We start from the raw sequence: 20394 nt of genomic DNA on the forward strand, positions 1-20394 counted from the left end.
ATTCGCGGCGCTGTCGCAGAACAAGGCGGAAGCCGCGCAGAAAGCGGGCCGCTTCAACGACGAAATCGTGCCGGTCGCGATTCCGCAACGTAAAGGCGAGCCGCTGCAATTCAACACCGACGAATTCGTGCGTCACGGCGTGACGCCCGAAGCGCTCGCGGGCCTGAAGCCGGCGTTCTCGAAGGAAGGCACCGTCACCGCTGCAAACGCATCGGGCATCAACGACGGCGCGGCGGCGGTCGTCGTGATGTCGGCGAAAAAGGCCGAAGCGCTCGGCTTGACGCCGCTCGCGCGCATCAAGGCGTACGCGAACGCGGGCGTCGATCCGAAGATCATGGGCATGGGCCCGGTGCCGGCGTCGAAGCGCTGTCTGGAGCGTGCGGGCTGGAGCGTGAACGATCTCGATCTGATGGAAATCAACGAGGCGTTCGCGGCGCAAGCGCTGGCGGTGCACAAGCAGATGGGCTGGGATCAGTCGAAGATCAACGTGAACGGCGGGGCGATCGCGATCGGTCATCCGATCGGCGCGTCGGGCTGCCGGATTCTCGTCACGCTGCTGCACGAAATGCAGAAGCGCGATGCGAAGAAGGGTCTGGCGTCGCTGTGCATCGGCGGCGGCATGGGTGTCGCGCTGGCGGTGGAACGTCCGTAACAAGTCACAGATAGTCACTGGCGGGATTGGGAAGGGCCAGCGGGCGGCAAGGAGATCGCCGTCCGCATAACGAAAATGGAGTGAGGAATGGCGAAGCGTATAGCGTATGTAACCGGCGGGATGGGCGGCATCGGCACCAGCATCAGCCAGCGCCTGCTTAAAGATGGCTTTACGGTCGTCGTGGGCTGCGGTCCGAATTCGCCGCGCCGGGTGAAATGGCTGGAAGACCAGAAGGCGCTCGGCTTCGAATTCATCGCCTCGGAAGGCAACGTCGGCGACTGGGAATCGACCAAGAACGCGTTCGACAAGGTCAAGGCCGAAGTCGGCGAGATCGATGTCCTCGTGAATAACGCGGGCATCACGCGCGACGTCGTGTTCCGCAAGATGACGCACGAAGACTGGACCGCCGTCATCGACACGAACCTGACGAGCCTCTTCAACGTGACGAAGCAGGTCATCGACGGCATGGTCGAGCGCGGCTGGGGCCGGATCATCAACATTTCTTCGGTGAACGGGCAGAAAGGCCAGTTCGGCCAGACGAACTACTCGACCGCCAAGGCCGGCATTCACGGCTTCACGATGGCGCTCGCGCAGGAAGTGGCCACCAAGGGCGTGACGGTCAACACGGTGTCGCCGGGCTATATCGGCACGGACATGGTGAAGGCGATCCGTCCGGAAGTGCTGGAGAAGATCGTCGCGACCATTCCGGTGCGCCGTCTCGGCACCCCGGACGAAATCGGCTCGATCTGCGCGTGGCTCGCGTCCGAAGAATCGGGCTTCGCGACCGGCGCGGACTTCTCGCTGAACGGCGGCTTGCATATGGGCTGACGGGCGGCGGCTTCCCGCAACGCCGAAACGCGCGCGGGAAGTCACCACTCGCCGGATTTATCAACGATGCGGCGAACATGCAGCAGCGCTTTTTTGCGACAACGCAAGACCTGCTTGCTGCCATCGCAGTAAAGTTTTGCGTTTAAAGGCGTTAAATGACCACCACTACTACTACAAAGAAACCCGCCGAACGACTCATCAAAAAGTATCCAAACCGTCGGCTGTACGACACGGAAACGAGCACCTACATCACGTTGTCGGATGTGAAACAGCTCGTGCTCGATCAGGAAGATTTCAAGGTGCTCGACGCGAAGTCCAACGACGACCTCACGCGCAGCATCCTTCTGCAGATCATTCTGGAAGAAGAGAGCGGCGGCCTGCCGATGTTCTCGTCGGTGATGCTCTCGCAGATCATCCGTTTCTACGGCCACGCGATGCAGGGCATGATGGGCACGTATCTGGAGAAGAACATCCAGGCGTTCATCGACATCCAGCAGAAGCTGACCGAGCAGAGCAAGGGCATCTACGACGGCAACGCGCTCAACCCCGAAGTCTGGTCGCAGTTCATGAACATGCAGGCGCCGATGATGCAGGGCATGATGACGAGCTACATCGAGCAGTCGAAAAACATGTTCGTGCAGATGCAGGAGCAGATGCAGTCGCAGGCGAAGTCGATGTTCAACACGTTTCCGTTCCCGACGCCCACGCCTTCGTCGACGGAAAAGAAGTAGTCCGGTTCGAGGGCGCGTGCGGGCGTCGAGGCTTGCGCGCCTCGGCGTGAGCGCTCGCGCGCCGTCCGTTCATTGCCCGCCCACGGCTTTCGTCGAATCGTACGCCAGCGCCGCGCCGAAATCGCCGCGATACGTATAGGCGCCGTGGTGCTCCAGTGTCGAGCGTGCATCCACGTACACCTTTCCGCCAGAATCCCGCCAGCGGCGGCAAAACGCGTAGTCCTCGGAAAGATAGCGCCCGGTTTCCGGCTCGACCATCACGTCGAAGAAGCGATGGCAGTAGCCGTGCAACGGCGAATCCGGCGGCGCGTCGGGCACGTAGCGCAACTCGGGCATGCGCGCGATCATCGTTTCGAGCACCGCGCGGCGTATGCACATGAAGCCCGTCGGCGCCTCGTCCACTTTCATGAAGCCGTCGTCGTCCACTTCGAGGCGCGCGCCGTCATGCAAATTCACCGGATAGCGCAACGCCCGTTCGAGAAACTGCGCTTGCGTGAGCCCGGCGGGAATCTCGCCCGTCCAGTCGATGCGCTCGAGCGGATACACGCCGGCGACGACATCGCGACCCGCGAGCAGCAGACGCAGCGCCTGCTCCGGCGTGAAGCCGATATCGGCATCGATCCAGAAGAGATGCGTGTGCTCCGTATGCATCAGAGAATGCGCGACGGCTTCATTGCGCGCGCGTGACGAGACTTTCGCCGGCGCAGATGCGCATCGAGCCTCGCACGCCGAGGCGCCAGAGCTCGTTGGTGAGCGCGAGCATGCTGGTGGCGTAGCCGGACGTCACTTGGCCCGAGTAGCAGGGCGTGACGAAGAGCGGATTGAAATGGCGCAGCGCTGAGTAGTCGAGCATGAAACCGATGTGTGATTCGAAGCAATGAGAGACGCGGGAAGCCGCGGATTCGCTCGAGTTTGCTGCGCGCCAGCTTCAATCGGAATGAGACAAAGGAAAAGGGGGCCGAGCCGTGTCCGCGGCTCGCCGATGTAAAATAGTGGATTGGCCTCTTGCGCTCCCACAAGACACTCTTCCCCGTGAAAAATTCTTTAGATTCAATCGATTCAATCGATTCACTTGCCAGGACGAAGCCCGCGCCGAAAATCGGCATGGTGTCGCTCGGCTGCCCGAAAGCGCTCGTCGATTCCGAGCAGATCATGACGCAGTTGCGCGCCGAAGGTTACGAAATCTCCGGCACCTATGACGGCGCGGACCTCGTCGTCGTCAACACCTGCGGCTTCATCGACGAAGCCGTGCAGGAAAGCCTCGACGCCATCGGCGAGGCGTTGAACGAGAACGGCAAGGTCATCGTGACCGGCTGTCTCGGCGCGAAAAAGAGCGCGAGCGGTTCGGGCCTCATCGAGGAAGTGCATCCGAAAGTGCTGGCCGTCACCGGTCCGCACGCGACCAACGAAGTCATGAACGCGGTGCATACGCATCTGCCGAAACCGCACGATCCGTTCACCGATCTCGTGCCGCCCGCCGGCATCAAGCTGACGCCGCGCCACTACGCTTACCTGAAGATTTCGGAAGGCTGCAACCATCGCTGCACGTTCTGCATCATCCCGTCGATGCGCGGCGATCTCGTCTCGCGCCCCGTCGCCGAAGTCATGCTGGAAGCCGAAAATCTGTTCAAGTCCGGCGTGAAGGAACTGCTCGTGATTTCGCAGGACACGAGCGCGTACGGCGTCGACGTGAAATACCGCACGGGTTTCTGGAATGGCAAGCCGCTCAAGACGCGCATGACCGAGCTCGTCGGCGCACTCGGCGAACTCGCCGCGCAGTACGGCGCGTGGGTGCGCCTGCATTACGTGTATCCGTATCCGAGCGTCGACGAAGTCATCCCGATGATGGCCGAAGGCCCGCTGCGCGGCCACGTTCTGCCGTATCTCGACGTGCCGTTCCAGCACGCGCATCCCGAAGTGCTGAAGCGCATGAAGCGCCCGGCGAACGCGGAAAAGGTGCTCGAGCGCGTGAAGACATGGCGCGAAATCTGTCCCGATCTGACGATTCGCAGCACGTTCATCGCGGGCTTTCCGGGCGAGACGGAAGAGCAGTTTCAGACGCTGCTGGATTTCCTGAAGGAAGCGGATCTGGATCGCGTCGGCTGCTTCGCGTATTCGCCGGTCGAAGGCGCAACGGCGAACGAACTCGACGGCGCGTTGCCCGACGAAGTGCGCGAGGATCGCCGCGCGCGCTTCATGGAACTCGCGGAAGAACTGTCCGCGAAGCGCATGAAGAAGAAGGTCGGCAAGACGCTCAAAGTGCTCGTCGATGAAGTGGGCGCGGAAGGCGGCATCGGCCGCACGGCGGCGGACGCGCCGGAAATCGACGGCGTCGTGTACATCGCGCCGACGACGAAGGCATCGAAGCGCTACAAGGCCGGCGACTTCGTGTCGGTGAAGATCACCGGCGCCGATGGCCACGATCTCTGGGGCGAGGTCTAAAGCCATGCCAGGGATGCCGCACGTCCTCGCGCTCGGCGAGGCCATGATCGAGTTCAATCAGTCGACGCGCGATCAGCCGAACTATCTGCAAGGCTTCGGCGGCGACGTCTCCAACTTCCTGATCGCGGCATCGCGCCAGGGCGCGGCGACGGGCTTCGTGTCCGCGGTCGGCAACGATCACTTCGGGCAATTGCTGCTCGATCTGTGGCGCGCGGAAAACGTCGATACGTCGACGGTGCGCGTCGATCACGATGCGCCCACGGGCGTCTATTTCGTGTCGCACGGCGAGAGCGGGCATCGCTTCGACTATCTGCGCGCGGGTTCGGCGGCGAGCCGCTACGCGCCGTCGCACTTGCCGCTCGATGCGATCGCCGCCGCGAAGGTCGTGCATCTGTCGGGCATCAGTCTCGCGATCGGCGTGGCCGCCTGCGATGCCGCGCTCGCCGCGATCGACCATGCGCGCACGCACGGCGTCAAGGTCAGCTTCGACACGAACCTGCGGCTGAAGCTGTGGCCGCTCGCGCGCGCCCGCGCGGTCATGCTCGAAGCGATCCGCGCAACCGACATCTGCCTGCCGAGCTGGGACGACGTCACGCTGCTCACCGGCCACGAAGACAAAGACGCGATCGTCGATGCGCTGCTGAAACTCGGTCCGAAGGTCGTCGCGCTGAAGCTCGGCAAGGAAGGCGCGTATATCGCGACGCCGGACGAGCGGCGCGTGGTGCCGGGCCGCGTCGTGCAGGCGGTCGATGCGACGGGGGCGGGCGACTGCTTCGGCGGCGCGTTCATCGCGCGCATCGTTGCAGGCGACGATCCTTTCGCCGCGGCGCGCTACGCGAACGTCGCCGCGGCTTTGTCGACGCAAGGTTTTGGCGCAGTGGCGCCAATCCCGCGAAAGGACGAGGTCGAGCGCGCGCTGGCAGAATAGCCGAACCTCAAACGAAGGAGACGACAACATGCAACGTGAAGTGGTGGTGGTAAGCGGCGTGCGCACGGCGATCGGCGATTTCGGCGGTTCGCTGAAGGACTTCAGCCCGACCGATCTCGGTGCACGCGTCGTGCGCGAAGCGCTGTCCCGCGCGAACGTCGCGGGCGATGAAGTCGGTCACGTCGTGTTCGGCAACGTCGTGCATACGGAGCCGCGCGACATGTATCTCGCGCGCGTCGCGGCGCTCGACGGCGGCGTCACGCAGCACGCGCCCGCGCTCACGGTGAACCGTTTGTGCGGCTCGGGCTTGCAGGCGATCGTGTCGGCGTCGCAGTCCATTCTGCTCGGCGATGCCGATGTCGCCATCGGCGGCGGCGCGGAAAGCATGAGCCGCGCGGCGTACATCATGCCCGCCGCGCGCTTCGGCCAGCGCATGGGCGACACGCGCATCGTCGACATGATGGTCGGCGCGCTGAACGACCCGTTCGACAAGATCCACATGGGCGTGACGGCCGAGAACGTCGCGGCGAAGTTCGGCATCACGCGCGAGATGCAGGACGCGCTCGCGCTCGAATCGCACCGGCGCGCGGCGAAAGCGATCGAAGCCGGCTATTTCAAGGATCAGATTCTGCCGATCACGCTCGCTTCGAAGAAAGGCGACACCGTGTTCGACCGCGACGAGCACGTTCGCCTGAACGCCACCGCCGAAGACTTCGCGAAGCTCAAGCCGGTTTTTGCGAAGGAAAACGGCACGGTGACGGCGGGCAACGCGTCGGGCATCAACGATGCGGCCGCGGCCGTCGTGCTGATGGAGCGCTCGGTTGCGGAAAAGCGCGGCGCGAAACCGCTCGCGCGGCTCGTCGCGTACGCGCACGCGGGCGTCGATCCGAAGATCATGGGCATCGGCCCGGTTCCCGCGACGCAGAAGGTGCTGGAGCGCGCGGGCCTCTCCGTCGACGATCTCGACGTCATCGAAGCAAACGAGGCGTTCGCCGCGCAGGCGTGCGCCGTATCGCAGGAACTGAAGCTCGATCCCGCGAAGGTCAATCCGAACGGCTCGGGCATTTCGCTCGGGCATCCGATCGGCGCGACCGGCGCGCTCATCACCGTGAAGGCGTTGTACGAACTGCAGCGCATCGGCGGGCGTTACGCGCTCGTGACGATGTGCATCGGCGGCGGCCAGGGCATCGCGGCGATCTTCGAGCGCATTTGAAGGACTCACGGATGATGCCAAGCATGAAAGGGCCGCGGACGGTCGCGGCCTTGACGATCTTCGCCGCGCTTGCCGCGTGCAATTCGCCGATGCCGGCGGGCCAGACCGGCGTGCAGGCACAGAACGCACGCGAGCCAGCGGGTGCCGACGCGCACGGCGCGCAAGCCGCGATCAAGGAACTTGCCCTGCCGCCGCTGAAGCCGCTCACGCCGAATCCGGAGTACGCGAAGTTTCCTCGCTACGTCGGCACGCTCGGCGACAAGCAGATCGAGATGAAACTCGGCGCGAAAACCGACGAGCCCTCCGGCGTGCACGGCGAGTACCGGTTCGCCGGCAGCCCGAACGTGATTCTCGTCGCGGGCGACCGCGACGGCGACACGCTCGAAATCGAGGAATCGAACGACGGCACGCACATCACGGGCAACTGGGTCGGCAAGTTCGCGGCGGACGGCAGCGTGTCCGGCGAGCGCATGAACCCGGACGATTCGAACCCGCAGCCGTTCGATCTGCGGCCCGCCGCGGCCGGCAAGACCTTGCCCGCGACGGGCACCGCGAAGGCGCCGCCCGCGCCGTCGCTGGAACCTGCGCCGCCCGCGCCGCCCAAGAATGCCGTGGGCGGCACGAGCAACGTCATCATCGGCGAATGATTCGCTCTGTCTTCACCCCGCCGGGCGTTCCGGCGGCGGTCTCTTTTCATTCCGTATTGCAAAGCCATGACTGATTCCAGCAGCAAGGACCGCGATCTGCAAACCCGCATCGTTCAGCCTGAAGACCGCATCACGCCCGGCTTCGAGTCGTTCTCGGTGCCGGTCGCGCGCGCATCGACGGTCGTGTTTCCCGATCTCGCCTCGATGCGCTCGCTCGTCTGGAGCGACGATTCGAAGTGGCGCTACGGCCTGCACGGCACGCCGACGACCATCGCGCTCGCGCAGCGTCTCGCCGCGATCGAGGGCGGCGAATTCGCGCTGCTGCAGCCGTCGGGGCTCGCCGCGATCTCCAACATCTACTTCGGTCTCGTGAAAGCGGGCGATCACGTTCTCGTGCCCGACAACGCCTACGGTCCGAATCGCGATCACGCCGACTGGCTCGCCGCCGATTTCGGGCTGCAAGTGACCTATTACGATCCGATGACCGGCGCGGGCATCGCCGATTCGATCCGTCCGAACACGAAGCTGATCTGGCTCGAAGCGCCCGGCTCGGTGACGATGGAAGTGCAGGACGTGCCGGCGATCGTCGCCGTCGCGCGCGCGAAGGGCATCGTCACGGCGATCGACAACACGTTTTCCGCGGGCCTCGCGTTCAAGCCGTTCGAGCATGGCGTCGACATTTCCGTGCAGGCGTTGACGAAATATCAGTCGGGCGGCAGCGACATCCTGATGGGCGCGACCATCACGCGCGATGAGGAACTGCACAAGAAGCTCAAACGCGCGCGGATGCGTATGGGCATCGGCGTGTCGGCGGACGATGCGTCGCTCGTGCTGCGCAGCCTGCCGTCGATGAAAGTGCGCTACGAAGCGCACGACCGCACCGCGTACGCGCTCGCCCAGTGGCTCAAGACGCGGCCCGAAGTGAAGGCGGTGCTGCATCCGGCGCTGGAGGATTGTCCCGGCCACGCGTTCTTTGCGCGCGACTTCAAGGGCGGTGCGGGCGGGCTGTTTTCGATCGTCTTCGATGGCCGCTACACGAGCGCGCAAGTCGATGCGTTCGTCGAAGCGCTCGAACTGTTCTCGATCGGCTGGAGCTGGGGCGGCGCGCACAGCCTCGCGATGCCGTACAACATCCGCTCGATGCGCACCGCGTCGCAATGGCCGCACGGAGGCGTGCTGGTGCGTTTCTACGTCGGTCTCGAAGCGGAAGCGGATTTGCGCGCGGATCTCGAAGCCGCGCTCGCCAAGGCGTTCGCCTGAATGAAAACGGCGCCCCGAAGGCGCCGTTTTCACATCGATCAGAAGAGCCGCAACAAGCCGTCGAGTCCGACGAAGTTGAACGCGAGACTCGCCGATTGCCGCACGACCGGCTTCGCGCGGAACGCGACCGATAATCCGGCTTCCGCCATCATCTTCAGGTCGTTCGAGCCGTCGCCCATTGCGATCGCGCGTTTCGGATCGATGCCGATCTGCGCGCACGTTTCGATGAGCGTGCGCGCCTTCACATCCGCGTTCACGATCTCGCCGACGACCTTGCCGGTCAGCTTCCCATCGACGATTTCGAGCGTATTCGCGCGCGTGTAATCGAGGCCGAGCCGCGCCTTCAGACGCTCGGTGAAGAACGTGAAGCCGCCCGACACGAGCAGCGTTTTCAGGCCCGCCGCGCGCGCGCCTTCGAGCATGCGTTCCGCGCCCGGCGACAGTTGCAGGCGCTCTTCGTAGACGCGTTCCAACGCGCTTGCATCGAGACCTTTGAGGAGCGCGACGCGGCGCGTGAGGCTCTCGTTGAAGTCCTTGATCTCGCCGCGCATCGACGCTTCGGTGATTGCCGCGACTTCGGCTTTCAGCCCGCAAAAATCCGCGATTTCGTCGATGCACTCGATCGTGATGAGCGTCGAATCCATGTCCATCGCGACGAGGCCGAAATCGGCGAGCTTCGCGTTCGCTTCGATAAAGGCGTAATCGAGCGCATGGGTGCCGCAATAAGCGTCGATGTCGGGGCGCTGCAGCGGATCGGCGTCGATGAGACGCAGAAGGGTGTCGTCGACGCGCTGCGTCTCTTTGGCGCGTGCGAGCGCCGCGAGCGGCCGCAGATGCGAATCGGAAATGGCGCTGGGACTTTGAATGACGAGGTTCATCAAAAAGAGCAGGAAAGGGCGGCGAAACCGCCATTGTAAAGAACCTTCAGCGCTGCACGCGCGCCGGATCGACATCCCAGTAAGGCGGCTCGCCGAACTGTACTGCGAGGAAGTCGATGAACGCGAGCGTCTTCGGCGGCACGAACGCGCGGCTCGGATACACCGCCCAGATCGCGACGGTCTGCGCGAGCGGGTAATCGTCGAGCACGGTGACGAGTTCGCCGCTCGCGAGCAAGGGCGCGACGCTCCACGTCGATTTGAGGCCGATGCCGATGCCCGCCGCGAGCGCATCCCGGATCACTTCGCCGTTGTCCGTCACGATGCGCCCGGACACGCGCACGTCGATGACGCCCGTCGGCGTGACGAAGCTCCAGTCGCGCTGATCGGCGAGGATCACGCATTCGTGATCGACGAGATCGGCGGGATGGCGCGGCGTGCCGTGTTCGGCGAGATACGCGGGCGATGCGCACAGCACGCGCCGGTTGCTCGCGAGCTTTTTCGCGACGAGCGTCGAATCCTTCAGCGCGCCGATGCGGATCGCGAGGTCGATGCCTTCATCGACGAGATCGACGATCTGATCGGTCATGCGCAAATCGACGGTCACGCCGGGAAACTGGCGCAGAAACGCCGGAATCAGCGGCGAGATGTGCTGGCGGCCGAGCGAAGACGGCATCGTCACGCGCAGCCGGCCATGCGGATGCGCCCGCGCGCGCCCGACCGATGCGCGCGCGGCTTCGGCGGCGTCGAGCAGTTCGCGCGCGCGCGCCGCGAAAATCTCGCCTTCCTGCGTGACGGAGACCCGCCGCGTCGTGCGATGCAGAAGCCGGGTGCCGAGCATGCGCTCCAGCCCGGCGATGCGCGCGCTCGCCACCGCCGGCGACAAGCCGAATTCCCGCGCCGCCGCCGACAGATTCGCCAGCGCCGCCGCGCGCACAAAAAGGCCGACGTCGAGCAGATCGAGCCGCTCGCGCGTCGTGTCTTCCGTTACAGGATCGCTCGCCATTCGATGGATTTCCCGAAAAATGTTTCAGCGATTATGACGGTTTTCGAAAGACCGATCGCACTTTAAGATCGAATCCAGTCCACTCACGACGGAGCAAAAAATGAAAGCCATCGGTTTGACCCGCTATCTCCCGATTTCCAATCCCGGATCGCTCGTCGATATCGAACTCGACAAGCCCACGCCGACCGGCCGCGATCTGCTCGTGAAAATCGAAGCGATCGCCGTCAATCCCGTCGACACGAAAGTGCGCGCGCCGAAAGACAAGATCGAGGAGACGCCGCGCGTGCTCGGCTGGGACGCGGCGGGCGTCGTGGAAGCGGTCGGCCCGGACGTGACGCTCTTCAAGGCCGGCGATCCGGTCTACTACGCGGGCGACATTACGCGTCAAGGCGTGAACAGCGAGTTTCATCTGATCGACGAGCGCATTGTCGGCGCGAAGCCGAAATCGCTCGATTTCACCCACGCCGCCGCGCTGCCGCTCACGACGATCACCGCGTGGGAAGCGCTCTTCGAGCGGCTCGGCGTGTCGGCGGAAGGCAAAGACGCGGGCAAGTCGGTGCTGATTATCGGCGGCGCGGGCGGCGTCGGCTCGATCGGCATTCAGCTGGCGAAGCGCGTCGCGAAATTGCAGGTGATCGCCACTGCCTCGCGGCCCGAATCGGCGAAATGGGCCGAAGACCTCGGCGCGGATCACATCGTCAATCACTTCGACGACATTCCGAAGCAGATGAAGGCAATCGGCTTTCCCGAAGTCGATTACGTGCTGATCTTCAACGACACCGACAAGCATTTTCCCGCGGCCGCCGACGTCATCAAGCCGCAAGGGGGCATCGCGTCGATCGTCGAGAACGCGCAGCCCGTTCCCGTCGAATTGCTGAAAGCGAAGAGCGCGGCGTTTCACTGGGAGTTCATGTTCACGCGCGCGATGTTCAAGACGCCCGACATGATCGAGCAGCACAAGCTGCTGTCCGAAGTGGCGCGGCTGATCGACGCAGGCACCATCCGCACGACGCTCGGGAAGAATCTCGGCGCGATCAACGCGGCGAATCTGCGCGAGGCGCATCGCCTTCTGGAAGAAGGGCGCACGGTCGGCAAGCTCGTGCTGACCGGCTTCTGACGAATGTGTTGACGAACATCATCGACGTTGCTGCTCACGCGGGTTTTCCACTAGGATGAGCCAGCGGGCGGGGCGCTAGACTGGATCGGCCCTACAGCTTGCCGGCGCTTCGCGGCGCCGGTCTTTCCTTCCAAGCGCTCGATACGGAGGTGGCGGCATGAATCGTCGTTTGATCGTTCGTCGCATCGTTTCCGTCGCCGCGCTCGCGCTGTTCGCAGCGACCGCCCACGCGACGCCAGGCATCAAGGTTCTCTCCGAAGCGCCCAATGACGGCCCCATCAAGTACACGGTGAAGATGGCGTCGAAGAATTTCGGCAACGAGCAGGAAACGCGCACCATCCGCTCGGGCCAGACCGACGACTTCACCTGGCAGGGCACCGCGCCGAGCGGCGCGCAGGCCGTACCGGACGGGTGCCCGCAGGCGGCGTCGGTTCCCAAAAGCGCCGACGGGCAAGCGGTGCGGCAAGTGCAGATCCGCTTCGCGCCGGTCGTCGCGGACAACGGCGCGGCGAACGTGCAGATCAGCTTTCGCGCATACGCGCCGAAGGGCACGAGCAAGGTGACCGTGGGCGGCAAGAGCCTGCAATGTCCCGTCGATAATCGCTTCAGCCAGATCGTGCGCTTCTCGATGCCGACCTCTACCGGCTCCAAGAAAACCGTCACGCTCGATGACGGCACGCAGTTGACCGTCACCGCGAGCCGCAAGTAACTCGATGGACGCGCCAGCCTTCCCGGCGCGTTTTTTCGATGCCGCATACGCAACTAACTGTCTCGTTTTCCGAACCGCGCAAACTTGTCGCGCAAACTCATCCTCAGTAAAGCTTACAGATGAACGGCCGCACGCAAGCGCGGGCGACCCGGCGCGCCGTGCGTCCGCACGCCCGCGCCGCTTGGCACGCTTTGTGCGAATCTTGTCGATGCCGCGCTGAAAACGGCGCGCAGAAACGCTTGGGCGCATGTTCCCGAGCGTATCCATCGATTCGATCCGACAGCGAAGGTGTCGCAATGCCGCACATGATCTGGAAAGGCGCGATCAGCTTCGGGCTGGTCCACGTGCCCGTGCAACTCTATCCGGCGACGCAGTCGGAGAAGGTCGGCTTCAACCTGCTCGACAAGCGCTCGATGGACCCGATCGGCTACAAGCAGATCAACAAGAACACGGGCAAGGAAGTCACGCGCGACAACATCGTGCGCGGCTTCGAATATGAGAAGGGCAAGTACGTCGTGATGACCGACGCCGAAATCCGCGCGGCCAATCCCGAATCGACGCAGACGGTCGATATTCTCGCCTTCGTCGATGCGCCCGAGATCTCGTTCCTCTCGCTCGATACGCCGTACTACCTCGCGCCCGATCGCAAAGGCGAAAAGGTCTACGCGCTGCTTCGCGATGCGCTGAAGGATACGGGCAAGGTCGGCATCGCGAGCGTCGTGCTGCACAACAAGCAACATCTGGCGGCGCTGATTCCGGTCGGCCCCGCGCTCGCGCTCAACACACTGCGCTGGGGCGACGAAGTGCGCGACTTCAGCCAGTTCAAGTTCCCGGACGAAGACACGAAAAAGGCCGGCGTCACGCCGAAGGAACTCGAAATGGCCAAGCGTCTCATCGACGACATGAGCGACACCTGGGACCCGACGAAGTATCACGACACCTTCAAGGACGACATCATGGCGCTCGTCGACAGGAAGGTGAAGGAAGGCAAGGTTGCCGAGGTGATGAAGATCGACGAAGGTGGCGAGGAAAAGGCATCCGCCGACATCCTCGACTTGTCCGAACTGCTCAAGCGCAGCCTGAAGAAAGGCGGCGCGGCGAAACGCGGCGGCAAGGCCGCGCAATCCGATGACGATTCGGGCGACGAAAGCGGCGAGGAAACCGCGCGTCCGGCACGCAAGACGACGCGCCGCAAACGCGCATAAGCGCACGACCCAACGACGATGGCTGAGAAACTCGAAACCTATCAACGGATGCGGCGTTTCGACAAGACGCCGGAGCCGTCCGGCGCCACGAAGCGCAGCGCGCGCGCGAAAAAGGCCACGCAAAGCGCGCTGTCCTTCGTGATTCAGGAACACGACGCACGCCGCTTGCATTACGACTTCCGTCTCGAACTCGATGGCACGCTCAAATCATGGGCGGTGCCGAAAGGGCCGAGTCTCGATCCGTCGGTGAAGCGGCTGGCGGTGCACGTCGAAGATCATCCGCTCGATTACGGCTCGTTCGAAGGCGAGATTCCCGAGGGCAACTACGGCGCGGGCAGCGTCATCGTGTGGGATCGCGGGACCTGGGCGCCGCAATCGGGCAGCGTCGAGGACGCGGCGCGCGAGTATGCAAAGGGCAAGCTCAAGTTCACGCTGGACGGCGAAAAGCTGCACGGCGGCTGGACGCTCGTGAAAAGCCACATGCGCGGCAGCGGCGACAAGGAGCAATGGCTGCTCATCAAGGAGCGTGACGACGAAGCGCGCCCCGAAGCCGAGTACGACATCTTGCTGAAGAAACCCGGCAGCGTGCTGTCCGATTCGCTCGGCGCACGCGACGAAACCGGTGCGCTGCGCGAGCGCAACGAACGCAAGGCGGGCGCGAAGAAAGCGCCGGCGCGCAAGACCTCGGCGAAAGCAGCGAAGGCGGGGAATGGTCACGCGCATCCGGATATCGTCGCAAATCGCAACGCCGAGTCGTTGCGCACGTTGTCGCACGAACCGGCGATCGAAGGCGCGCAAAAGGCGAAGCTGCCCGCGACGCTCAAGCCGCAACTCGCCACGCTCGTCGATGCCGCGCCGCCCGGAGATGATTGGGGCTACGAAATAAAGTTCGATGGCTATCGCGTGCTCGCGCGCATCGAAACGGTGAAGGGCAAGCGCGAAGTTCGCATCTATACGCGCAACGGCAACGACTGGACCGCGAAGTTCTCGAAGCAGGTGAAGGCGCTCGACAAGCTCGATATCGAAAGCGGCTGGCTGGACGGCGAAGCCGTGGTGCTCGACGAGCGCGGCTTGCCCGACTTCCAGGCGCTGCAGAACGCATTCGACGTGGGGCGCCCGCAAGACATCGTCGTCTATTTCTTCGACGTGCCGTATCTGAACGGCTACGACTTGCGCAACGTGCCGCTCGTGCAACGCCGCGCGATCCTGAAGGCGGTCATCGAGCCGCTCGACGATCCGGTGCTGCGCTTCTCGCAAGACTTCGCCTTTCACGCCGACGACCTGCTCAAGAGCGCTTGCGACATGGCGCTGGAAGGCATCATCGGCAAGCGGATCGACAGCACCTATGTCTCGGGGCGCAGTGCGTCGTGGATCAAGCTCAAGTGCAGACGCCGCCAGGAATTCGTGATCGGCGGCTATTCGGAGCCCTCTGGCAGCCGCGGGCAGTTCGGCGCGCTGCTGCTCGGCGTCTACGATACGGACGGCAAGTTGCAGTACGCAGGGCGCGTCGGCAGCGGCTTCGATCACGCGACGCTCGTCGCGGTGAAGAAGGAACTCGACAAGCGCGAGACTCAACGCATGCCCTTTGCAAGCGAGCCGCAGGAACGCAGCCGCACGCCCGTGCATTGGGTGAAGCCCGAGCTCGTGGCCGAATGCAATTTCGCGGAATGGACCAAGGAGCGCATCGTGCGACAAGCATCGTTCGTCAGTTTGCGGGACGATAAACCCGCGCGTCAGATCGTGAAGGAAGAGCCCGTGGCCGCGAAGAAAGTCGCGGCAAAGAAAATCGCGGCGAAGAAGACGACGGCCGCGAAAAAGGCCAAGGCGAGTCCGGCTGAAATCGAAGGCGTGAAGATCAGCCATCCGGATCGCGTGATCGACAAATCGACGGGGCTGACCAAGCTCGACGTCGTCGAGTATTACGCGTCGGTCGCCGACTGGATGCTGCCGCATCTGAAGGATCGGCCGGTGTCGCTCGTGCGCGCGCCGGAAGACATCGGCGGCGAGCTCTTCTTTCAGAAGCACAGCGCGAAGCTCGCGATTCCGCATATCACGCAGCATCCCGATATCGATCCGGGACATCCGCCGCTGCTCACGATCGAATCGTCGCAGGCGCTCGTCGGCACCGCGCAGATGGGCACGATCGAGCTGCATACGTGGAACGCGGTGGCGTCGAACATCGAGAAGCCGGATCGCATGATCTTCGATCTCGATCCGGGCGAAGGCGTCGGCTGGGAACGCATGATCGAGGCTGCGAAGCTCACGAAGGATCTGCTCGTCGAGCTCGGTCTCACGTCGTTCTGCAAGACGAGCGGCGGCAAGGGCTTTCATGTGGTCGTGCCGCTTGCGAAGCAGGCGAGCTGGGACGACATGAAGGATTTCTCGCAGGCCGTCGCGCAGCATATGGCGAGCACGCTGCCCAAGCTCTTCTCCGCGAAAATGGGCATGCAGAATCGCAAGGGCAAGATCTTCATCGACTATCTGCGCAACAACCGCGGCTCCAGCACGGTCGCCGCATTCTCGCTGCGCGCGCGGCCGGGGCTCGGCGCATCCATGCCGCTTGCCTGGGACGAACTCGATTCCGTCACGAGCGGCGATCAATGGCATATCGGCAACGTGCGCGAGCGGCTCGATGCGCTGAAGAGCGATCCGTGGGCGGGCTATGACAAGGCGCGTCAGCGGCTCACGGCGGAGATGAAGAAGCGGCTTGGCATGAACGCATCGCGCAAGTGAGCGTTCACAAGGAGACGAACATGAAGCAGGCGAACGCGGGCCCGGAGAGCGTGCCCGAACGCGGACGCGAAATGGCGAGCAAGGATCGCGAGAAGCAGGCGCGCGACGATGCGTCGAACGCGCCGCTGCCTCACGAGGCGGATCAGAACGTCGAATCGCAACGCGAACATGGCGCGCGCGATGTTGGCAAGCAGGCGCACGAGGACCTCGAACACGGTCTCGTCGACACGGACCGGCGCGGCGGCGGCGACTATCAGCGCGACACGCAGCGCGACGAACATGCGAATGCGAACAGCGGCGAAGGGCAGTCGAAGGAGCGCTGAACCGAACGGTGAAAAGCCTTCGCGGATGGCAGCGCGCGGGCCGCTTGCGTAGAATGATTCGTTGATCGGGAGCGGGCTTGAACGCAACGTTCGCCGCGTTTTTTCTACCGATGCGCGTATTTCAACAAGCGCGCAAACCGGTAAGCCCTTCCGATGCTTGCATCCCATGACCGCTTTGCGGACTGAAGCCAACACAACGGAACATGCCACTCGACCTTCTGTCCCGTCTGAAGAACGAAACCGCTGCGTGCCACGCGCGGCTGGAGAATGCGCTCGACCTGATGCGGGACGACCTTCAGCGCGACGAATACATCGCGCTGCTCGAACGATTCTATGGTTACGTCGCGCCGTGGGAAGACGCGGCGGCCGCGTGCCTGCCGTCGTCGCTCGCGGACTTTTTCGATGCGCGCCGCAAGGCGTCGCTCCTCGCCGCCGATCTCGCCGCGCTGACGGGTGAAACGCCGTCCGCCGGATCGCTGCCGCAAGCCGGCGCGCGCGATGACCTGCCGCGTATGGACAACATCGGCGATGCCATCGGCTCGATGTACGTGATGGAAGGCAGCACGCTCGGCGGCCGCTTCATCGCGCCGCATGTGGCCGCGCGTCTCGATCTCGCGCCGGGCATCGGCAACGCGTATTTCGACGGCTACGGCCCGCGCACGGGCAGCATGTGGAACGCGTTTCGCGAGACCGCGGCGGCAAGCGTGCCCGAACGCCTTCACGACGATGCGGTGAAAGCCGCCATCGCGACGTTCGAAAGTCTGCAAGCGTGGCTGTGTCCTGAAGCAATCGGCATCGAGTATTCGCAGCCCGCGCCGGGAGCGGGTTCATGAGCGAGTCCGCGAGCGAGCCGCCCATCGGGGCGAGGGCCGTGCGCGAAGCATCGCAAGGACCGCCCGATGCCGAAGCGCGCCGGCGCACGCTCAGCTCGGGCGTCGCCAGCCAGGACTGCGATGCCGAGCCGATCCACATTCCCGGCGGCATCCAGCCGCATGGATTTCTGCTCGTGCTGTCCGACGATCTGCACATCCTGCAGGTCAGCGAGAACCTCGTCTCGCTGACGAACGCGGGTGTCGACGAACTGCTCGGCACTCCGCTCGATGTCGTGCTCGGCGCGGCGGGCGCGCAGCGCATCGGGCAGGCGGCCGCCACGTCCGCGCTCGACGACGCGCCGCTTTACATCGGCCCGATCGATCTCGCGCCGTCGTCGTCCGATAAGGCGTTGCGCCTCGATGTGACGATACATCGTCATGACGGCACGCTCATCGTCGAGATGGAGACCGCCGCCGCGACGGGCGATGCGTTCGCGTCGATGTATCCGCTCGTCCGCACGTTCGCGCGCGGGCTGCAGGAGGGCGGCAGCGTGCAGGCGCTCGCGGAGCTCGCCGTGCGCGAAGTGCGGGCGATCACGGGCTTCGGCCGCGTGATGCTCTATAGCTTCGACGAGGAAGGCCGCAGCCACGTGCTCGCGGAGGACCGCGACGCGAGTTATCCGTCGTTCCTGCATCAGTTCTTCCCGGCGTCGGACATTCCGCGTCAGGCGCGCGCGCTGTATCTGAAGAACCGTATCCGCCTCGTCGCCGATGTCGACTACACGCCGGCGCGCCTCGTGCCGAGCGTGAATCCCGTCACCGGCCGCCCCACCGATCTCACGTTTGCGACGCTGCGCAGCTTCTCGCCCGTGCATCTGGAGTACATGCGCAACATGGGCACGCATGCGTCGATGTCCGTGTCGATCGTCGTGCGGGGACAGTTGTGGGGACTCATCTCGTGTCACGATCACAGCGCGCGCATCGTGCCGTTCAATACGCGCGTCGCGGTCGAGCATCTCGGGCACATGCTGTCCTTGCAGATCGAAGCGAAGGAAGAGCGCGCCGAGGGCGAATATCTGAGCGCGCTGCGCCGCACGATGAGCCGCCTGATTTCGGCGATGGGCGAGCACGAGAACTTCGTCGCCGGCTTGCGCGCCGTGCCGGGCGACGTACTGAGTTTCGCGCGTTCCGCGGGCGCGGCGATCGTCTTCGACGATCAGGTCACGCTGCTCGGCGCGACGCCCGACGAGGACACCGTGCGCGCGCTCACGCACTGGCTCGCGGAAAACACGTCCGGCGTGTGGGCGACGGATTCGCTCGCGCGCGAATGGCCGCCCGCCAAGGCGCACGCAGACAAGGCGTGCGGCGTGCTCGCGGTGCCGGTCTCGCAGATCTTCCGCAACTATTTGCTTTGGTTCCGTCCCGAACTGATGCAGACGATCGAATGGGCGGGCGAGCCGGTCAAGATCGAAAGCGCGGATGGCTCGAGCGCGCCGCGCACGAGCTTTTCGCCGTGGCTCGAAACGGTGCGCGGCCATTCGGCGCTGTGGCGTCAGAGCGAGCTCGAAATCGCCGCCGAACTGCGCGGCGCGCTGCTGAACATCGTGCTGCGCCGCGCGGAAGAGCGCGCGGAACTCGCGACCGAACTCACGCGCGCGAACAAGGAGCTGGAGGCGTTCTCGTATTCGGTATCGCATGATCTGCGCGCGCCGCTGCGCCATATCGCCGGATACGGCGATCTTCTGCGCGAGCAGGAAGGCGAGCGCATGTCGGACAAGAGCCGGCGGTTTCTCAACAACATGCTGGAATCTGCGCGTTTCGCGGGCACGCTCGTCGACGACCTGCTGACGTTCTCGCAGATGGGCCGCGCCGCGCTCCGGCCCGCGCCGGTCGATCTCGGCCTGCTCGTGAAGTCGGTCGTGCAGGAAGTCGAGGTGGAAGGCTCGGGAAGAAGCATCGAATGGGTGATCGGCGATCTGCCGCGCGTGACCGGCGACGCCGCTTTCCTTCAGCTTGCGGTGCGCAACCTGATATCGAACGCGGTGAAATATACGCGGACGCGGGAATCGGCGAAAATCGAGATATTCGCGACCCGAAGCGGCGACGAATACGTGATCGGCGTGCGCGACAACGGCGTCGGCTTCGACATGAAGTACGGCGCGAAGCTGTTCGGGGTGTTCCAGCGCCTGCATCGCGCGGAAGAGTTCGAGGGCACGGGCATCGGGCTCGCCAACGTGCGGCGCATCATCGAGCGTCATGACGGGCGCACGTGGGCCGAAGGGCGGCTGGGAGAGGGCGCGGTATTCTATTTCTCGCTGCCCGTGACATTCCGCAACGCGAACGGGACGCAAGGCGCGCCAAATACAAAGTCAAGAAAAAACCATGCTTAAACCGATATTGCTCGTCGAAGACAATCCGAACGATCTCGAGCTCACGCTCGTCGCGCTCGACAAGAGTCAGCTCGCCAACGAGGTGATCGTGGCGCGCGACGGTCAGGAAGCCATCGACTATCTCACCTCCGAAGGCGAGTGGAAGGAACGCGCGCCCGGCAATCCGGCGGTGATCCTGCTCGACCTGAAGCTGCCGAAGATCGACGGCCTCGAAGTGCTCGACATGATCCGCTCGAACGCATCGCTGAAGAGCGTGCCGGTGGTCATGCTCACGTCGTCGCGCGAGGAGCAGGATCTCATCCGCAGCTATGAACTCGGCGTCAACGCATATGTGGTGAAGCCGGTGGAATTCGCCGAATTCGTCGAGGCGATCAGCGATCTCGGCGTGTTCTGGGCCGTGCTCAACGAGCCGCCGCCGGGCTCGACGCGCTTTCGCCGCCCGCCGCCCGCGCAATGACCGCTGCGCCCATGAGCACGAATCCGTCCCGGCCGGTGCGCCCGCAAGCGTCCTTTCAAGAGGACG

Annotated in this window: 20 protein-coding genes; 16 read left to right on the forward strand and 4 right to left on the reverse strand. The window is 64.2% G+C overall.

Features of this window, described 5'->3' with window-relative positions; all coding sequences use genetic code 11:
- From BG60_RS27265 to phaR, 3 genes are all read left to right on the forward strand, one after another.
- Positions 1 to 652 (forward strand): acetyl-CoA C-acyltransferase (locus tag BG60_RS27265; protein ID WP_034473397.1); only part of this gene is annotated, 652 nt, incomplete at its 5' end.
- Between the two features lie 87 nt (positions 653 to 739).
- On the forward strand, positions 740 to 1480 hold the full coding sequence (locus BG60_RS27270; RefSeq protein ID WP_008349413.1) for a 3-ketoacyl-ACP reductase: 741 nt from the start codon (positions 740 to 742) through the stop codon (positions 1478 to 1480).
- 155 nt (positions 1481 to 1635) lie between these two features.
- Positions 1636 to 2211: a polyhydroxyalkanoate synthesis repressor PhaR gene (gene phaR, locus BG60_RS27275; RefSeq protein WP_033537161.1), complete on the forward strand. Its 576-nt coding sequence runs from the start codon at positions 1636 to 1638 to the stop codon at positions 2209 to 2211.
- A gap of 69 nt (positions 2212 to 2280) precedes the next feature.
- Here the strand turns inward: phaR and BG60_RS27280 are convergent, their stop codons facing one another.
- Positions 2281 to 2862 carry a hypothetical protein gene (locus BG60_RS27280; RefSeq protein WP_241484896.1) on the reverse strand — a complete coding sequence of 194 codons (582 nt, stop codon included), beginning with the start codon at positions 2860 to 2862 and terminating at the stop codon, positions 2281 to 2283.
- Between the two features lie 19 nt (positions 2863 to 2881).
- Positions 2882 to 3064 (reverse strand): hypothetical protein, encoded by a 183-nt coding sequence (locus tag BG60_RS39680; protein ID WP_241484897.1) that lies wholly within the window; start codon positions 3062 to 3064, stop codon positions 2882 to 2884.
- Positions 3065 to 3315: 251 nt separating this feature from the next.
- On the opposite strand from BG60_RS39680, the gene rimO reads away from it, so the two are divergent.
- The 5 genes from rimO (at position 3316) to BG60_RS27305 (ending at position 8701) form a co-directional block, all read left to right on the forward strand.
- Positions 3316 to 4653, forward strand: coding sequence for a 30S ribosomal protein S12 methylthiotransferase RimO (gene rimO, locus BG60_RS27285; RefSeq protein WP_051996654.1), 1338 nt, complete (start codon positions 3316 to 3318; stop codon positions 4651 to 4653).
- 4 nt (positions 4654 to 4657) lie between these two features.
- Entirely contained in the window at positions 4658 to 5581 is a 924-nt protein-coding gene (locus tag BG60_RS27290; protein WP_034473400.1) for a sugar kinase, read from the forward strand.
- 28 nt (positions 5582 to 5609) lie between these two features.
- Positions 5610 to 6794, forward strand: coding sequence for a beta-ketothiolase BktB (gene bktB, locus BG60_RS27295; RefSeq protein WP_034473401.1), 1185 nt, complete (start codon positions 5610 to 5612; stop codon positions 6792 to 6794).
- A gap of 23 nt (positions 6795 to 6817) precedes the next feature.
- Positions 6818 to 7441: a hypothetical protein gene (locus BG60_RS27300; protein WP_372492607.1), complete on the forward strand. Its 624-nt coding sequence runs from the start codon at positions 6818 to 6820 to the stop codon at positions 7439 to 7441.
- A 66-nt stretch (positions 7442 to 7507) separates the two neighbouring features.
- Positions 7508 to 8701, forward strand: a complete 1194-nt coding sequence (locus tag BG60_RS27305) for a cystathionine beta-lyase (RefSeq protein ID WP_034473405.1) — start codon at positions 7508 to 7510, stop codon at positions 8699 to 8701.
- A 38-nt stretch (positions 8702 to 8739) separates the two neighbouring features.
- Here BG60_RS27305 and serB read toward each other — a convergent pair whose 3' ends face one another.
- Both serB and BG60_RS27315 read right to left on the reverse strand, forming a co-directional pair.
- Positions 8740 to 9579 carry a phosphoserine phosphatase SerB gene (serB, locus tag BG60_RS27310; protein WP_008349420.1) on the reverse strand — a complete coding sequence of 280 codons (840 nt, stop codon included), beginning with the start codon at positions 9577 to 9579 and terminating at the stop codon, positions 8740 to 8742.
- Between the two features lie 46 nt (positions 9580 to 9625).
- On the reverse strand, positions 9626 to 10582 hold the full coding sequence (locus BG60_RS27315; protein WP_034473407.1) for a LysR family transcriptional regulator: 957 nt from the start codon (positions 10580 to 10582) through the stop codon (positions 9626 to 9628).
- 100 nt (positions 10583 to 10682) lie between these two features.
- Here BG60_RS27315 and BG60_RS27320 point away from each other — a divergent pair, with 100 nt between their 5' ends.
- The 8 genes from BG60_RS27320 to BG60_RS27355 all read left to right on the forward strand — a co-directional run bounded on the left by BG60_RS27320 (position 10683) and on the right by BG60_RS27355 (position 20328).
- Positions 10683 to 11699: a zinc-binding alcohol dehydrogenase family protein gene (locus BG60_RS27320; RefSeq protein WP_034473410.1), complete on the forward strand. Its 1017-nt coding sequence runs from the start codon at positions 10683 to 10685 to the stop codon at positions 11697 to 11699.
- A 157-nt stretch (positions 11700 to 11856) separates the two neighbouring features.
- Positions 11857 to 12408 (forward strand): DUF6013 family protein, encoded by a 552-nt coding sequence (locus tag BG60_RS27325; RefSeq protein ID WP_008349423.1) that lies wholly within the window; start codon positions 11857 to 11859, stop codon positions 12406 to 12408.
- Positions 12409 to 12704: 296 nt separating this feature from the next.
- Positions 12705 to 13613: a non-homologous end joining protein Ku gene (ku, locus tag BG60_RS27330; protein WP_008349424.1), complete on the forward strand. Its 909-nt coding sequence runs from the start codon at positions 12705 to 12707 to the stop codon at positions 13611 to 13613.
- A gap of 18 nt (positions 13614 to 13631) precedes the next feature.
- Positions 13632 to 16346, forward strand: a complete 2715-nt coding sequence (ligD, locus tag BG60_RS27335; protein ID WP_034473413.1) for a DNA ligase D — start codon at positions 13632 to 13634, stop codon at positions 16344 to 16346.
- A 20-nt stretch (positions 16347 to 16366) separates the two neighbouring features.
- Positions 16367 to 16669 carry a hypothetical protein gene (locus tag BG60_RS27340; RefSeq protein WP_034473466.1) on the forward strand — a complete coding sequence of 101 codons (303 nt, stop codon included), beginning with the start codon at positions 16367 to 16369 and terminating at the stop codon, positions 16667 to 16669.
- A 203-nt stretch (positions 16670 to 16872) separates the two neighbouring features.
- The gene (locus BG60_RS27345) at positions 16873 to 17502 is read left to right on the forward strand and encodes a biliverdin-producing heme oxygenase (protein ID WP_008349429.1); all 630 of its coding nucleotides are present in this window, start codon (positions 16873 to 16875) and stop codon (positions 17500 to 17502) included.
- The gene (locus tag BG60_RS27350; protein ID WP_034473416.1) at positions 17499 to 19871 is read left to right on the forward strand and encodes an ATP-binding protein; all 2373 of its coding nucleotides are present in this window, start codon (positions 17499 to 17501) and stop codon (positions 19869 to 19871) included. The genes BG60_RS27345 and BG60_RS27350 overlap by 4 nt, the downstream gene beginning before the upstream one ends.
- Positions 19864 to 20328, forward strand: a complete 465-nt coding sequence (locus tag BG60_RS27355; protein WP_008349436.1) for a response regulator — start codon at positions 19864 to 19866, stop codon at positions 20326 to 20328. Before BG60_RS27350 ends, BG60_RS27355 begins: the two co-directional genes overlap by 8 nt.
- The last annotated feature ends 66 nt before the right edge of the window (positions 20329 to 20394 follow it).

Source organism: Caballeronia zhejiangensis (assembly GCF_000698575.1).
GTDB classification, from domain to species: Bacteria; Pseudomonadota; Gammaproteobacteria; order Burkholderiales; family Burkholderiaceae; genus Caballeronia; species Caballeronia zhejiangensis.